The 14,775-nt window shown below is 41.4% G+C and carries 15 protein-coding genes; 3 read left to right on the top strand and 12 right to left on the bottom strand.

Features of this window, described 5'->3' with window-relative positions:
• Window positions 1–68 precede the first annotated feature (68 nt).
• Window positions 69–1,583, top strand: coding sequence for a PucR family transcriptional regulator (locus C1A07_RS11610; RefSeq protein ID WP_101877244.1), 1,515 nt, complete (start codon window positions 69–71; stop codon window positions 1,581–1,583).
• 188 nt (window positions 1,584–1,771) lie between these two features.
• Here C1A07_RS11610 and C1A07_RS11605 read toward each other — a convergent pair whose 3' ends face one another.
• From C1A07_RS11605 to C1A07_RS11570, 8 genes are all read right to left on the bottom strand, one after another.
• Window positions 1,772–2,749 carry a 2-keto-3-deoxygluconate permease gene (locus tag C1A07_RS11605; RefSeq protein ID WP_278321060.1) on the bottom strand — a complete coding sequence of 326 codons (978 nt, stop codon included), beginning with the start codon at window positions 2,747–2,749 and terminating at the stop codon, window positions 1,772–1,774.
• A gap of 62 nt (window positions 2,750–2,811) precedes the next feature.
• Complete coding sequence (locus C1A07_RS11600; protein ID WP_101877243.1) at window positions 2,812–3,546, bottom strand: aspartate/glutamate racemase family protein; 735 nt, start codon at window positions 3,544–3,546, stop codon at window positions 2,812–2,814.
• A 20-nt stretch (window positions 3,547–3,566) separates the two neighbouring features.
• A complete protein-coding gene (locus C1A07_RS11595; protein ID WP_101877242.1) occupies window positions 3,567–4,940 on the bottom strand; it encodes a dihydroorotase in 1,374 nt (457 codons plus the stop codon).
• Window positions 4,941–4,996: 56 nt separating this feature from the next.
• A complete protein-coding gene (locus C1A07_RS11590; protein ID WP_101877241.1) occupies window positions 4,997–6,022 on the bottom strand; it encodes a carcinine hydrolase/isopenicillin-N N-acyltransferase family protein in 1,026 nt (341 codons plus the stop codon).
• 230 nt (window positions 6,023–6,252) lie between these two features.
• Entirely contained in the window at window positions 6,253–7,314 is a 1,062-nt protein-coding gene (locus C1A07_RS11585) for a LacI family DNA-binding transcriptional regulator (protein WP_101877240.1), read from the bottom strand.
• Window positions 7,311–7,835, bottom strand: coding sequence for an adenine phosphoribosyltransferase (locus C1A07_RS11580; RefSeq protein WP_101877239.1), 525 nt, complete (start codon window positions 7,833–7,835; stop codon window positions 7,311–7,313). Before C1A07_RS11580 ends, C1A07_RS11585 begins: the two co-directional genes overlap by 4 nt.
• A gap of 89 nt (window positions 7,836–7,924) precedes the next feature.
• Window positions 7,925–8,737 (bottom strand): FMN-binding protein, encoded by an 813-nt coding sequence (locus C1A07_RS11575; protein ID WP_180952239.1) that lies wholly within the window; start codon window positions 8,735–8,737, stop codon window positions 7,925–7,927.
• Between the two features lie 128 nt (window positions 8,738–8,865).
• Window positions 8,866–9,753 (bottom strand): site-specific tyrosine recombinase, encoded by an 888-nt coding sequence (locus tag C1A07_RS11570; protein WP_101877237.1) that lies wholly within the window; start codon window positions 9,751–9,753, stop codon window positions 8,866–8,868.
• A gap of 342 nt (window positions 9,754–10,095) precedes the next feature.
• On the opposite strand from C1A07_RS11570, the gene C1A07_RS11565 reads away from it, so the two are divergent.
• Both C1A07_RS11565 and C1A07_RS11560 read left to right on the top strand, forming a co-directional pair.
• Window positions 10,096–10,536: a MarR family winged helix-turn-helix transcriptional regulator gene (locus C1A07_RS11565; RefSeq protein ID WP_101877236.1), complete on the top strand. Its 441-nt coding sequence runs from the start codon at window positions 10,096–10,098 to the stop codon at window positions 10,534–10,536.
• Between the two features lie 2 nt (window positions 10,537–10,538).
• Window positions 10,539–11,027 (top strand): GNAT family N-acetyltransferase, encoded by a 489-nt coding sequence (locus C1A07_RS11560; RefSeq protein ID WP_101877235.1) that lies wholly within the window; start codon window positions 10,539–10,541, stop codon window positions 11,025–11,027.
• 41 nt (window positions 11,028–11,068) lie between these two features.
• Here C1A07_RS11560 and C1A07_RS11555 read toward each other — a convergent pair whose 3' ends face one another.
• From C1A07_RS11555 to C1A07_RS11540, 4 genes are all read right to left on the bottom strand, one after another.
• Window positions 11,069–11,596 (bottom strand): stage II sporulation protein M, encoded by a 528-nt coding sequence (locus C1A07_RS11555; RefSeq protein ID WP_145996055.1) that lies wholly within the window; start codon window positions 11,594–11,596, stop codon window positions 11,069–11,071.
• Window positions 11,597–11,651: 55 nt separating this feature from the next.
• Window positions 11,652–12,224: an NUDIX hydrolase gene (locus C1A07_RS11550; RefSeq protein ID WP_101877233.1), complete on the bottom strand. Its 573-nt coding sequence runs from the start codon at window positions 12,222–12,224 to the stop codon at window positions 11,652–11,654.
• 21 nt (window positions 12,225–12,245) lie between these two features.
• Window positions 12,246–13,205 (bottom strand): cell wall-binding protein, encoded by a 960-nt coding sequence (locus C1A07_RS11545; protein ID WP_180952238.1) that lies wholly within the window; start codon window positions 13,203–13,205, stop codon window positions 12,246–12,248.
• A gap of 135 nt (window positions 13,206–13,340) precedes the next feature.
• The gene (locus C1A07_RS11540; RefSeq protein ID WP_101877231.1) at window positions 13,341–14,741 is read right to left on the bottom strand and encodes a M24 family metallopeptidase; all 1,401 of its coding nucleotides are present in this window, start codon (window positions 14,739–14,741) and stop codon (window positions 13,341–13,343) included.
• Window positions 14,742–14,775: the final 34 nt, after the last annotated feature.

Raw genomic sequence — 14,775 nt, 5'->3', positions numbered from 1 at the left:
AAAATGTACTGTGGTATAATAGAAAAGTTAAGATTTGTACGTGTAAATGCAACAGGGAGTGAGTCATAATGGGTGCTTTAACAGTAGCGGAAATACTAAAACTGGATATTTTCAAAAATGTTTCCATCAGCGCCGGCGCTGCTGGTTTATCCCGCTCTGTCACCGGCATCACTACGGCCGAAGATCCCGACTTAATTCACTGGCTGGCCGGGGGAGAAATTCTGCTTACTTCTATGTACGGAGCCGTTACAGGCCCTATGTCCTTTCAGGAGTATATAGACAGCTTAGCTTCTAAAAATATCAGCGCCTTAATCATAAAAACAGGCGCCCGTCTTTCTAAAATTCCCAAGGAAATTATTGAAGCAGGTAATGTTTATGGGATTCCTATTATTGAGCTTCCCCCAGACATTCGTTTTTTCGATGTGGTTTCAGCGGTAATGAAACAGATTCTGGACAATAAGGCTGCCTACTATATGGAGCTGCAAAATAACCTGTCCCAGCTTTTAGCTTCAGGAGCTCAGGAACAGGCTATATTAGATTACCTGATACAGTACATCCCTGCTGCAATATTTCTCTGTGATTCAGAAAAAAATATTGTCTACTGTTCCCAGTCAGACCAGTTTCATCCTGAACGGGCTGTAGCCGACAGAATCTCCCTTCCTATTATGTGTATGGGAGAAGTAAACGGATATTTAGAAGCAGTGATGAATCAGTATTTAGATGAAAATTTAGAAGGGCTTTTAAAATCCTCCGCTAATTTGCTGGCTGTTTTCTTCCTGAAAAAATATTATGTAGCTGAAATTGAACAGAAATATATTTCTGCCTTTTTAAACGATTTATTCAGAGGCAGTTTGACTTTAAAAGAGATTGAGGAAAAGGCTGCCGGATATGGCTGGGGCAGGGAGGATTCTTACCTTGTGGCCTCCCTTCAGCTGGAATCTATAAGAAACTCCTCCAAAATCCCTGAGGCCTTAATCGAGCTGGCTCACCTGATTCCTAAAACGAATTATTTTTTCTGCATTCAGGATGATTTTCTTCATATTTTATATGAGACTGCCGAGGAACAGACCCCCGGCCAGCTTTTTGCCCACATGACAGATATGATTTCCAAATTAAATCAATATGTGGGAAAAATGTACGGGGCTATGAGTTTTTACGCTGGAATCAGCGGAATCGCTTCAGATATTTCCCAGTTGTCCAGAAAGGTGCAGGAGGCTTCAGACGCTTTACAGTTTGGACGGGTATTTCAAAATAATATTGTAAAATACGACGATTTAGGCGCTTTGCGTATGCTGGCTACCTACTCCCACAGGGAAAACTTAGAGCAGATTATTCCTCCCTCAGTAAAACGTTTGGCTGAATACGATAAGGCCAACAATACCCAGTATTTAGAAACACTGGATTCCCTTTTGGGAAATAACTTAAATTTAAGCAAAACAGCAAAAGAATTATTTATTCACTATAAAACTATGCTGCACAGAATGGACAGAATCTGCCAGATTGCAGAGATCTCTCTGGACGACCGGCAAACCAGACTGGATGTAGAACTGGGAGTAAAACTTTTCATGCTCCTTCCAAAATAAAAAAGCTGGGGTTAAATGAGTAAAAGGAAGCCTTCTGATATCTGTGTTCGCGTGTTTTCCCTTACACCTGTACGTCTATGTCGGATTATATCCGCCATATCCTGTACATATGTGGGAAAAATGCATACACATGATAAGCAGAAGGCAAACTTACTATTTAACCCCAGGTTCTTTTTATTTAAATTTTTTTAACCTTGTCTGGCTTTTGCCAATTCTTTTTTCTCCAGCCGCTTATGAAGCCAGGCTGTCAGCAAAGGACATAAGAGCGCTGTGATTACACATGCTGCAGCCACCTGCGCCGTAGCTGCGGCTGCGTAAGGTGCCAGAGACGGATCTGCAGCCCCAATAGCCGGGGGAGTAGCTACTGCGTTGCCTGCAGTATTTCCAACTCCTGCTCCTACAGCAGTTTTCTTCTTTCTTCCAAAGAAGAAATTATACGCCCAGTAACATCCGAAGCCTGTGCTGATCATAGATACTAAACCTAAAATAATTCCTGGCACGCCTGCATTAATTACATCCATTAAGTTCATGCCTGCTCCTAAACAGAAACCGTTAAATGGAATAATAATAGGCATACCTTTTTCACACAATTCTCTTACATCCTCATCCAGATTTCCTAAAAGCATCCCTAAACCTAAAGGCACTAAAACTGCAACAATAGACATAAAAGGTATGTCGGCCATTCCTGTCAAACCTAAGGCAATCATAGTAAAAAACGGACCATCGTTTAAGGAAAGTACAGAAACTGCCCCCACATCAGTGGGCACACCGTACTGTTTAGCCAATATAGAGTACATTACGCTGTTAGAATTAGTAATGGCTGCAATAATCGCCAAAGGCGTTATTGTAAAAATACCTGCAGGACCAAATATCTTTCCTACTATTACTCCAATAGCTACACCAATCGCAAACTTTGTAAATGTGAGAACTGCTCCCTTATAAAAAGGTTCTCCAATCTGCCTTACATTAATAGAAGCTCCACAGCAGAAAATAAACATTCCAACAAAAGTAGCTGCACCTTTATTTGACAATAACGCTGTTGTAAATCCTCCAATTCCTAAAAATCCCGGAAAAAATGTATTGACAATGCACCCTAAAAGAAGTGGGATTACCATCATGCCACCTGGAAATTTCTCAACTGTCTTAATAATTTTTACTGATTTCAAGTCATTTTCCCCCTTTACTTTATATCCTGCCCCGCTCGTTATTATCCATTTTTGGATATTTTCTACTTTTCTCCATCCCAAAAATATGCTTCAAAATCCTGAGGAGGATTTGCAAATTTTCTTCTCTTGCTGTGACACAAGCCTGTCTCCACCATCATTTCAGCAACCTTTACTGTAACAGTAACAGGATCTAACACAGGCATTCCCACTAACTCCTGAAGAGCCTCATCGTATCCGCAAAGACCTGCGCAGCCTAAAACCACTACTTCTGCTCCGTCTTCCTCGGCAATCTTCAGAATTTCTTCCTTCAGCTGATTTAAGGTCTCTTCTCTGTCTGTTACACATTTCTCAACATTTACATTAATACCTCTTACTGAAGCACATTTATCCTGAAGTCTGTAAAGGCGCACTAAATCCTCCTGGTAAGGAATAAACTGCTTCAGCATAGTCAGTACTGTATACTTGTGTCCCATTAAACAAGCCAGCGTCTGGGTTGTCTCGGAAATGCTGAGAACAGGAATATTTAAAGCCTCTTTTAAAGCAAACACGCCTACGTTTCCAAACCCGGCTAAAACAACTGCATCCGGATGAATTTCATCTACTTTCTCTAAAATAGCTCTGATAAAGCTCCAAACAGACTGATAATCTGCAAAACCACAGTCAATATTTTTTGTTCCCTTAGGATTGGTCAGAGGAATCAGTTCTGTTGTAGGATCCTTCACCTTCCTTTTTGCAGACTCCATAATGATCCCTGTTACGATCTCTGAACTATTTGGATTTGCAACTAAAATTTTCATATATAATTTCCTCTCTTTCTTTAACGCTTTTTCTCAGCGTATTTTTTTCTTTCTACATACTTTCCAAATCCGGCTTTTCCAATCACATTTCCGTTTTCAGCTACAACTTCCCCTCGGACAAATGTCATAACCGGCCATCCTTTAAATGTTTTCCCCACATAAGGCGACCATTTTGCCTTGCTCTTTATGTCTGATTTTGCAAATGTATGCTTTTTATCCATATCTACAACTACCAGATCTGCATCCTTACCAATAGTTATAGAGCCCTTGCAGTAATCCAGGCCATAAATTCTGGACGGATTCCAGCTGGTAATTTCCACTAATCTTTGGAAGGACAATTTTCCTTCATTTACGCCGTTAAGCAGAACTGGCATTGTCATCTGCACTCCCGGTATTCCATTTGGCGCATCCCAAATATTCATCATGCCCCGCCGCTTCTCTTCCTCTGTATAAGGACTGTGGTCAGAGCCCATTGTCTGAATATAGCCCTCCTCCAAAAGTTTCCACAGCTCCTGCCTGTTCTTCTCGTCCCGCATAACAGGGGAGAATTTTAAATATGGACCATATTCTGCCATATCCTGATCATTAAATGTGAGAAAATGAGGACAGCACTCGGCATACACTTTTACGCCCCGCTGCTTGGCGGCTCTGATTTCCCGCAAAGCGCTGCACATGCCGCTGTGCAGAATCACTCCTTTTGCGCCTGTAATCTCCAGATAGTATAAAGCCCGTTTTACAGACTCTAACTCTCCCTCCTCACAATGTGATTCCAAATAAGCCATAGGGTCCTTTCTGCCCTCTGCCTTTAATCTTTTTTCATGGTACTGAATCAGCTCATTATTTTCAGCGTGAATCATAGCCAGGCCGTCAACTGCAGCCACTTTTGTAAGAATTTCATATAAAGCGTCGTCCTTAACATATGGAAATTCTGCCACTGAAAAACACATAAACATTTTAATGGACGTGGCTCCTGTATCCGTCCACAGCTGTTCAATTAAGCTACAGTTTCCCGCCGTCCCGCCTGCGTGAATGCCGTAATCTATGTATCCTCTATTTTCGTAAGCCTTTACTGTAAATTCATAGCTTTCCAAATCTACCACAGGAGGCAGATTTAAAGGATGGGAAATTCCTGTTGTCACTCCCCCCACCGCCGCTGCAGCTGTGCCGCTTTCAAAATCCTCTCTTTCTGTAAAGCCAGGGTCCTGAAAATGAATGTGAGAATCAATTCCCCCGGGAATCACATACTTCCCCTTTACATCAATCACTTCTCTGGCAACCGGCCTTTCATCAGGAGCCGTAATGGCACAGATTTTTCCATTTTCAATGCCAATATTTCCGCGGTATGTTTCTGTATGGCTGACAATCACGCCATTTATTAATAATTTATCAATCATTTTTCATTCCATCACTTATTATTGATTTTTACAGATACTCTATCATTCATTTACAACTACAGAGAGGCCATGTATCTTTCTCCCATTTCCGTAAGATTCCCATCCCAGTCTGTGTAAAATCCCTCTTCTTTCAATGCCGGTATAATAAACGGAATCCACTGACCTTCCCAGGAATTTTTATTTGCCCCATACACAGCTGGATCCCCTGGATTAAATTTACTGTCCAACCATCCATATGTATACCAAAAGGTCCTATTCGCCGGGTCACAAACTTCTGCGCTAATTGTTCCATCTGTCACTCCATGATTATTAATAGAATTTAAATGAGGCATAGACAGATCTGCTTCTTTGTTTGTATCACCAATTATATCTTTCATAGTATCAATAGTAATATTTCCAGAATTTATATTTACCAGCTGTGCTGCTCTTGTATAGCGATACTCAGATGTATTATAATAAACAGAATTTTCTGTTGCACTGATATCTAATGGTTTCATAGCTTCAGATTCCCATCTATTTGCCCTAGCTGCAAGCCCGCTGTGGTTTTTATCCCATTTTCCTACAACCGTAACTGTCTGAAATCCAACTTCCACAACTGCCATATTTCCTTCTCCATCTGCAAAAATATAATTGCCCTGACAACCTATTCCTTTAGGATTATTTTTTACAAACTCAATTGCCTCATCCACATTTGATATTGTAGAACCCATTTTTACAAACCAGTCGACTGCTGCCATCTTGTTAGGATCTTCAGGTTCGTCTGGCACTACCCATGATCTTGTCCAGCTAAAACCTGTCTCATTCATTCCACGGTCAGACCCTACATCCTCAAACGTTCCATCTTCATTTTTAATAAGACATGGCGTATGCACAAACTTATAGCCTCCATCTTTTGGAATTGTTACATAAACTGGTTTCCTCGGCCCCGGCAAATATGGATTATCACTTGTAGAAGCAATATAAGCATTTCCTGTCACTGTAGCTCCGCCGTTAGCTCCCACTAAAGTACATGCTAATGAAGAAAATGTGCTTACTGCTGATAAAAAACTCACCATACCGATTACATACATTTTTTTTGCCATAATTATCCCCTTTTCTAGAAATGTTCACGCGAGCATTTCTGTTTAAAAAAATATGGTAAATTATAATATTACCTTTTCTCAACCTTTGTTACTTTTATTGTCCGCGCGAACATTTAGGATGATTTTATATTATCATAATCTTCAGAGGGATGCAACATGATCTTTTCTATTTCCGTCTTTTTCCCCATTATAAACAATTTTATTGAGATTTTTTGTCTATTCTGCACAAATCAAAAAATCTTGTCGTATCGGTTATAATTTTCTTTTATGTAAATATCACAGGACACGTCTATGGTTCCCTGAAGCATCTCTGTTTTTCTGAAAAAGTATTTGAAAAAATTGCTGGCCGCCACTGCCCCTAAAAAATAAGGCCTGGCAGACACAATGCCGTCAATGGTTCCATCAAATAAGTATTTTTCTATTTTTTCGTTAATACCGTTGCTTATGGTAATCACCTGATGCTCTAGCCCCTTCTCTTTCAGGAAATCTCCTATGTAATCTACATGATAAGGCGCGTACACAGCCACAGGCACCTGTTTTCTAAACTCTTCCTCCAAAATCTTTCTGTAATATAAGCTGGATATTTGTTCCAGATTCACATCCCTGCATACAATTTCCGGATATTCTTTTAATTTATGGTGAAATCCCTCCATTCTCAGCTTGCTCAGCTCATACCCCTCGTCATAGCCTAAAGTAAGAATATATCCTCGTTTCATCATCAGCCCTGCAATATATGCGGCGGAATAGGTGCCCAAATTAAAATAGTCCGGCCCCACATGACATAAATTGTCGCACTTGTAAATCATATCCAAGGTCATAAGAGGAAGCCGCTTTTCCCGGCATACTCTTTCCACCCAATCCATATTTTCCTGAGATAAGGCGCTGAAAATAATGCCGTCAGCCTTTTCTTTATTAATCACTTCAAAAAACTGCTCCATCTGAATCCTGCAGCCCTGAGAGCCTTTCGTAATATCTGTAAATATTACGTGTATTTCAAAGTTATAGCCCTTCCACATTCTAGCAGCTTCCATAATGCCTTCTTTTGTCTGTCTGCCATATCCTTCGTCAATGGTAGCGATAATAAAGGCATAAATGTCCTTTGTATTTTTCAAAGCCAGACTTGTGGCGGCAGCATTAGGCTCATATCCAAGCCTTTTTGCCTCCTCCAATACCTTTTTTCTAGTTTCCTCGCTGACAAATTGTCCCTTAAACGCTCTTGCTACAGTTGTCCTGGAGATATGAAGGTTTCTGGCAATCTGTTCTTGTGTTACCATCTCTTTTTTACCTTTCATTTTCCCTCATATACAATCAGCGAATCCACCTGGTAGCCTTCCAGCCTTTTTCTGCCGCAAAGTCCTGCCAGCTCCATAACAAAACAGACCTTTACAATCTGTCCTCCCAGCTGTTCTACCATTTTGATAATTGCCTCAATTGTTCCTCCTGTAGCCATTAAATCGTCTACAATTACTACCTTTTGCCCTGGTTTAATAGAGTCCTTATGCATCTCCACAACTGCTGTTCCGTATTCCAGCTCATACTCCGCCTGTATTGTCTCGCAGGGCAGCTTTCCCTTTTTTCTTACAGGCACAAAGCTTTTGTGCTCTGCATAGGCCACCGGAACGCCGAAAATAAAGCCTCTGGATTCTGGTCCAATTACCACATCATAATCCAGCCCCTTCACCAGGTCCCTTAAACCGTCCACCGCCATATGCAGTCCGTCAGAATCCTGCAGAATAGTAGTTACATCCCGAAAGATAATCCCCGGCTCCGGAAAATCTGGTATACTTCTCACATAATCTTCAAGTTTTTTCATCTTCCTGTCCTCCTGGTTATACTTCCCTTTATGATATCACGGCGGAGGTTTCCGCGCAATGGCTCAGCCAAAGACTTTATCTTAGGATTTTACTCCTCAATACCTGCCGCAGACATCATACAGCTTTTAATTCCATTAATAAACGGAAAAATATTAATGCTTACAGAGGCCACCTGATTTGTATATCCATTACTGTCCGCCAGATTTTCAATGGACTGATTTTCTATCACATACTGTGCCAGGGCCTTTGCCTGTTCATCCCATGTGGGACCGTTTTCTGTCATTACGTATTCTCCGTTCATACAAAGCTGGCTTTTATATACGCCATCCTGATTTAACGCGTCCCAGGAACAGGCTGCTACTTTTCCGTTCTTTATTTCTAATGTGACAATATTGTTGTAGCCTGAGTCGTCAAATCCCTGCTCATATTTATATGTGCCGTCTGCCATATGGTCCGGAGTAACAAAGCCAGCCGGTTTTTCCTCCACATATTCCTCTCCCCTGGCATGAGCCAAGGCCTTTGCCGCCGCTGTCTTCACTGCGGCGCTGCTTTTTGTAGCTCCGCTGATGCCGTCCACATTACATGTCTGTCTTTTTACCATCATTAAAGGAAGCTGATTTACGGCTTTGCTGCCTATCCCGTCTGTTTCATTTGCCCCGTCTGCTTTCACACTTAAAATTTCCCTGTCCGTCACTTTTATAGTTACTGTTACAGGCCCGCCGTAACCGTTTTCTTCTTCTGTATAGACTCCCGGAGTGTAAATCGGCTCTTCGCTGAAAGGACGGCCTATACGGCTGAGAGACTGATAAATAGTTTCAGAGCCTGCTATAAACGCTGCGGAAATTGCTGCCATAACTACTGCTCCTCTTATTATTTTCTCTGCTGTGCTGTTATGTGACATAAAAAATCTCCTTCCACTTTTCTCTTTTTCTGACATATGCTAATGGTTATTCTACCCTATATCCAAAGAAAAAACCAGAGGAATATCTAAACGATTTATTCTTCTGGTTTCTCCTTTATATATAATTTTTATCCTCTGGGATGTACCTGGGCGTATGCAGCCCTTTCATTTTCCAACCTGGAATATGTGATGTAACTTTGAGTTGTGGCCATATCTGAATGTCCCAGCAGCGCCTGTACTGCATGAATATCCGCCCCGTTTCCCAGCAAATGAGCCGCAAAAGAATGGCGCAGCGTGTGAGGGGTAATATCCGCCTTAATGCCTGCCTGCTCTCCATAGTGCTTTACAATTTTCCAAAAGCCCTGACGGCTCATAGGCTGTCCGTTGCAATTAGTGAAAAGCCACTCCGACGTTCTCCCTTTTAAAAGCAAAGGTCTTGCCTGCTCCATATACTGAATAAGGGCCTGGCTGGCAACCTTTCCAAAGGGAACCGTCCTTTCCCTTCTTTCATCTCTGCATGTAATAAAACCTATGGACAAATTAATATCATCCACTTTTAAGTGAATCAGCTCTGAAACTCTGATGCCTGTAGCATATAAAAGCTCCAGCATAGCCTTATCTCTTATCTCCTTAGGCTCCCCTCCGTTTGGCTGAGCCAAAAGGCAGTTCACCTCATTCACGCTTAAAATTACCGGTATCTTTTTCTCTACCTTTGGCGCTTTCATCAGTTCTGCAGGATCTCTTCTCAGTCTCCCCTCCATCACCTCATAATGAAAAAAAGCCTTCATAGACGCCATTACACGAGAAATAGTAGTGGAGGCCCTTCCTTCTTTTTCTAAATAAAGAATATAAGAATTAAGCACAGTCTTCGTCACTTTTGTAATGTCTGTTACACCCTTATCTGCAAGAAACGCCGCCATTTGAGCCAAGTCTCTTCGGTAAGATACTTCTGTATTTTTGGACAGCTTTTTAACCTCCCGCAGATAAATAATAAATTTCTCTATCTCACCAATCATTTCCTTCCCCCTGGCCTGCGATCTCCCCCACATTAGGTAAAAATAGGCCTTCTGATAACATTATATCCACATTTTTCTATAAAATCAAACACTTTTTCCCCACTTTTCCCTTATTTTCTTATAAATTTACATAAAAATACAACATGTTGAAACCACATTGCTAAAAGGCTCAACATGTTGTAAAAAAAATTTTATATTTTATTGTTATCAGCACTTAGTGCCTGTGTTTTAGGCACTTACGTGCGATACATGAAAAATAGTTCACGAGGTCTTCCACGAGTGCTACTATTTTTATATAAAAATAAGAGTTGACAAAATCAACTAATGAAAGGAGGTTAATATTTGGATAATAATGTAATTAAAAGGATACGAGAATTTAATCGGTATTATACTGTATGGTTGGATGTAATGAATAAAGGATATTTAGGGACAGACTTATCCTGGCCTGAGGCTCGAATCTTATTTGATATTTATATCTGTCCAGGCATCAGCGCAACTGACTTGTGTCAGCATCTTAACATGGATAAAAGCTATATTAGTAGAATTCTCAGTAAATTTGAAAAATGTGAATTTTTAATCCGGGAAACTCTGCCGGGAAGCAAAGGATTAAAAAAGATCTGGCTGACAGAGACAGGAAAAAAAGAGGCTGAACGAATTGATCAAAACGGTGATAAGCAAATTATTGATAAATTAAGAACTTTAGATGAGGAAACCTGCGCGAAACTTTGTGAAGCCATGGTATTTATTGAAAACACACTGCGCGGGGACATTGGAAAGGAGTAAACATGAATAATCAAATCACTATCCGCACCTACAAACCAGGGGATCCTAGCATGATATGCTATTTTCAGTATAAGCTTTATGAAAAACAATATGGTTTTAACGGATTATATGAAAAAGAAATGTTAGGAGGAATGGCAGAGCTTTATGATGATTTAAAAGGCAACCAAATGTGGATAGCCGAAGCTGACGGCCAAATTGTAGGCGATATTGCTATAATTAAAAGAGGCGCTAATAAGGCTCAGTTACGTTGGTTTGGAGTTGACACAAGTATGCAGGGACAAGGATTAGGCACTAAACTGCTGGAGATAGCAATGAATTTTTGTAAAGAAAAGGGGTATATTCACATCAGCCTTGGTACTTTAGATATTTTAAAGCCGGCAAGACATCTATATGGCAAATTTGGTTTTCACAAGGTAGAAAGCGAGTTTTTTAACCAGTGGGATGAAAGCAGGGACATATATCACGAAACTTGGGAATGTGAATTTTCATAATAAAATATAAAGTGTGCGCCGAGGCGCACACTAAGGCTTACTTACAGATTTTTTAAAATTACAGGGTTTATAAATGCCTCGCAAAAGCTTCCCGCCATCACGGCAAATACTGCTACTGGAATCAGCTTCATAATTCCCTTTCTCTCATCTCTTCCTCCGGCTCTGGCAGCTGCCAGCCAGGAAAAAGCATAGAACATCCACTGGGGAAATACCATCGCTGCAAAGCAAGGCAGACCAAATACGCCTTTTTCACATGTAATTACTGAAAGTATTACTGAAATACTAAAGCCATAAAGTACTGCCGCCAGGCAAAAGCCTTTTTTGGCAAATACTGTCATAGCTAAAAACCATATAATCCCTGCTTCTGCCAGTCTTTGCCGCAAAATAAATAAAAAGAACTCTCTCAACGACTGCCCTCTGATCTGAGATGCGGCGGAAAGAAAACTGCCCATATATGCCGTCTGCTCTTTCACTGCCCCTCCCATAAGGTTTACCGCCAATGTGCCGGCCAGAATCCCCACAAGAAAAAATGCCAGCAGCCAGTCCTCATATTTCATCCGCAGAGCCAAGGTCCCTCACCTGCCTGCCCCTCTTTTACACAATCTTATGATTGCGCCAAAGGTTTTATTCCACGTTGTACTTCCTTGCGTATGCCATAAGAGCCGCCACTGTCTTTCCGTCGGAAATAGTTCCCTCAAAAATCAATTTCTGAAGGTCTTTTATACTCCAGGCCTCCACCTCAATTTCCTCATCCTCGTCCAGATTCTGTTTAGAAGGGATCAAATCTCTTGCCACAAAAATATCTATAGCTTCATCGCAAAAAGCCACTGTAGTGTTGACGCTGATTAAATATTCCATATTTTCTGTTCTGAATCCGGTTTCCTCCTCCAGCTCCCTGTAGGCGCACTGAATTTTAGGCTCTCCAGGCTCATCCAACTTTCCGGCAGGAATTTCCAGTGTATATCTGTCTAAAGCATTTCTGTACTGGCGCACCATTAAAATTTTTCCGTCGTCTCTCACCGGCACTACCGCCGCCGCTCCGTCGTGATGTATAAAATCCCAGTGGGCCTCATGCCCGTTGGCAATTACTGTGTCCTCATAGATCTTTAAAATTGTCCCCTGGTATTTTAACTCTCTTTTTAAACGCTGTACAGGAACCTTGTTTTCTGTCTGATTCTGCTTTACATTTTCACTCATATCTGATTCTTCCTTTTTTATTTATTGGATTAGCGCTCCGTCTGCCCCTAATTTATAGCCGTCTACTGTATATGTATTGGAAAGCATCATTCCGGATTCATCACAATAATACCATCTTCCTCCAGTCTGCACCCATCCTGTATTCATGTAGCCCTGCTGGTCAAAATAATACCATTTTTCATCAATAGACTGCCAGGAGTTTGCAGGATATGTGCCGTCGCTGCGCTGATACCACCATTTTCCAGACTCTTCCTGCATCCACTGTCCGCCTAAAAGCAGGCTGCCGCTGCGGATGGCGCTGGCCTTCTCCTCATTAATATATAAGGAATTAGACTCTACCCAGTCTCCCTTTGTGTCTGCCTTTACTTTATTTACCGGCCGCACCTTTGCAGTATAAACTCCGGCTTTTGTCATATTGTCCAGCAGATTGCAGCTGGTTGAGGACACTGTTTTTATATCTCCCAGATACTTGCCGTCCCTTAAAAGCCTTACTTCATAGCAGCCGGCCCCTGCAATCTCCGCCCAGGAAGCTACGCCGTCATCTCCCATAGTTACTGTCTCAATGTCCGCCACTCTTTCTGACAAAGACGGCAGATTCATAGTAATCATCAGCATAGTGGAAGAATCCTTTTTGCTGGCTGTTACATAGGTGGCTCCCTTCAGCCTGACTTTGCTGGAGGTTAAAGAAAAATAAAAATCCTCCTCTGCCTGCAGGTAAACCTTAACCTGAGGCGTATCATCTGCCTCCCACATAAAACCTGAATTTAAAATTTCTACAGAATCTACTGCATATCTGGTGCTGGCCGACTCTACCTCCACAGCATCATTGTCGTAATCATCTCCAATATTAATGTCAGATGTAATTGTAAGAGATACTGAAGTGATTTTTTTTCTGGTATCTGCCCATGAGGTCATACCAACAGTGGAAAACACCATTGCAGCTGTAATTATAATTGATAAAAATGATTTTATTTTTTTCATTTTCCCCGCTCCTTTCCCCATGATTACACTCTATTATGGAAAATCCTGCCTGTCAATAGGTTTGTGTAATTTGTAAATTCTCTTACAAAATTGTAAGAACAATCTATTTAGAAAAAGAGGGGATAAAAATAAGAATCAGGCTTTAATCCGCACTGTTTCTATAGGAGTATGACACGTTAAATTCTCATACCCGTCTTCTGTTACTACATAGCAGTTTCCAATATTGGCCCCTGATTCCATGGGAACCAGCCACTGAGGATGAATAACAAAGCACAGTCCAGGCGCGCAAATATCTGTATTGTGAGATGTAATATTAAATTTAGGATCTCCAGGCATCCCCACGCCATGACCCATATTAGGATTGTGAGGGCCTGCTACAGGAGGATATATATGCATAAGCTTACGGCCTGTCTCTTCAAAATCTGCATCCGGAACATATTGCACCGGAATTTCCATAGCTGTCATGTCGTCATTGGGAGCCCAGTTGTAAGGCATGTTGGCAGTTATATCATCTTTTATGTACCCATGGTCTATAAATGGTATAAATCCTGCTTTATTAATGTGGCAAATCGGAACTCCAGGCTTGATTGCCTGCTCCGCTCTGCGCAGCGCCTCCGTACATACTTCCAGCGTTTCCTCCTGCTTAGCAGTTATATTGCCCACTGCAATCATGCGGGCTGACTGAGCGGAATATCCTCTGTAAGAAATTCCTGAAATATAGAAATTAATTAAATCTCCTGATGTGATTCTATGCCCATAAGCTTTTCCGCAGTGAGTTCCATACCTGTTCACTCCTATCTGGTACCCGTCCCCGCTTTCTCCTCCCCTGGCCATTTGGGCAAATGTAAACGCCGCATACAGCTCAAAATCTGTCACTCCAGGTCTGCACACATGGCACGCTGCCTGAAAACCAATATCCATCAGCTGTGCAGAAGCCCGTATCTGGTCTATTTCACTTTTTGTTCTTAAATGCTGCATATCTAAAATCACATGAGTTTCGTCTGATATTTTCACTTTTGGCAGCAATGTCTGCAGGTTGCTCCAATGTTTTTTAGATGAGTTATCCCCCATCACTCCTATGCTTCCCTTATCATATCCCAACTCTGTCAGAGCCTTTGCCACGCCCTCTATTAATTTTTCTTCTGAAATATAGGGTCTCCCTGAATACTCTCTTCCCAAAGCCCCCACCTGATAAAGTTTTTCAACTCCAATTGCTTCTCCAAAGGAAGGGGGAAGCAGCACCGACTGGGACCAAAAAGAAAATAGCTGCAGGCCTTTCTGGCTGTCTGTAGGAATCATCAATATCCCTTCCCTGGGCCAGTCGCAGGCATACCTTAAAAACTTATTGGATGTATTATAATTTATGGCAGGGTTTGCATTTATAAGGGTTACATCATGTTCCGCCACAACGGCAGCCCTTCTTATTTTTTCTATTCTGGAATAAAATTCTGTTTCCGGAATTGCCTTTGGAGGGATAAATTCAAAATCAGGCTCAAATCCCTCCAGCAGCTTTTCACAATTCATTAACGGCGTCATCTATATTTCCTCCTCTATTTTGCCTCTTAATTTC

This window comes from Lachnoclostridium edouardi (assembly GCF_900240245.1).
Taxonomy (GTDB): Bacteria; Bacillota; Clostridia; order Lachnospirales; family Lachnospiraceae; genus Lachnoclostridium_A; species Lachnoclostridium_A edouardi.
The sequence above is the reverse complement of the archived record's forward strand: the minus strand, read 5'-3'. Positions and strand labels throughout refer to the sequence as shown.

Coding starts and splice junctions, on each gene's coding strand:
- C1A07_RS11610 (WP_101877244.1), top strand. CDS start 69: ATGGGTGCTTTAACAGTAGCGGAAATACTAAAACTGGATATTTTCAAA.
- C1A07_RS11600 (WP_101877243.1), bottom strand. CDS start 3,546: ATGAAAATTTTAGTTGCAAATCCAAATAGTTCAGAGATCGTAACAGGG.
- C1A07_RS11595 (WP_101877242.1), bottom strand. CDS start 4,940: ATGATTGATAAATTATTAATAAATGGCGTGATTGTCAGCCATACAGAA.
- C1A07_RS11590 (WP_101877241.1), bottom strand. CDS start 6,022: ATGGCAAAAAAAATGTATGTAATCGGTATGGTGAGTTTTTTATCAGCA.
- C1A07_RS11585 (WP_101877240.1), bottom strand. CDS start 7,314: ATGAAAGGTAAAAAAGAGATGGTAACACAAGAACAGATTGCCAGAAAC.
- C1A07_RS11580 (WP_101877239.1), bottom strand. CDS start 7,835: ATGAAAAAACTTGAAGATTATGTGAGAAGTATACCAGATTTTCCGGAG.
- C1A07_RS11575 (WP_180952239.1), bottom strand. CDS start 8,737: ATGTCACATAACAGCACAGCAGAGAAAATAATAAGAGGAGCAGTAGTT.
- C1A07_RS11570 (WP_101877237.1), bottom strand. CDS start 9,753: ATGATTGGTGAGATAGAGAAATTTATTATTTATCTGCGGGAGGTTAAA.
- C1A07_RS11560 (WP_101877235.1), top strand. CDS start 10,539: ATGAATAATCAAATCACTATCCGCACCTACAAACCAGGGGATCCTAGC.
- C1A07_RS11550 (WP_101877233.1), bottom strand. CDS start 12,224: ATGAGTGAAAATGTAAAGCAGAATCAGACAGAAAACAAGGTTCCTGTA.
- C1A07_RS11545 (WP_180952238.1), bottom strand. CDS start 13,205: ATGAAAAAAATAAAATCATTTTTATCAATTATAATTACAGCTGCAATG.
- C1A07_RS11540 (WP_101877231.1), bottom strand. CDS start 14,741: ATGACGCCGTTAATGAATTGTGAAAAGCTGCTGGAGGGATTTGAGCCT.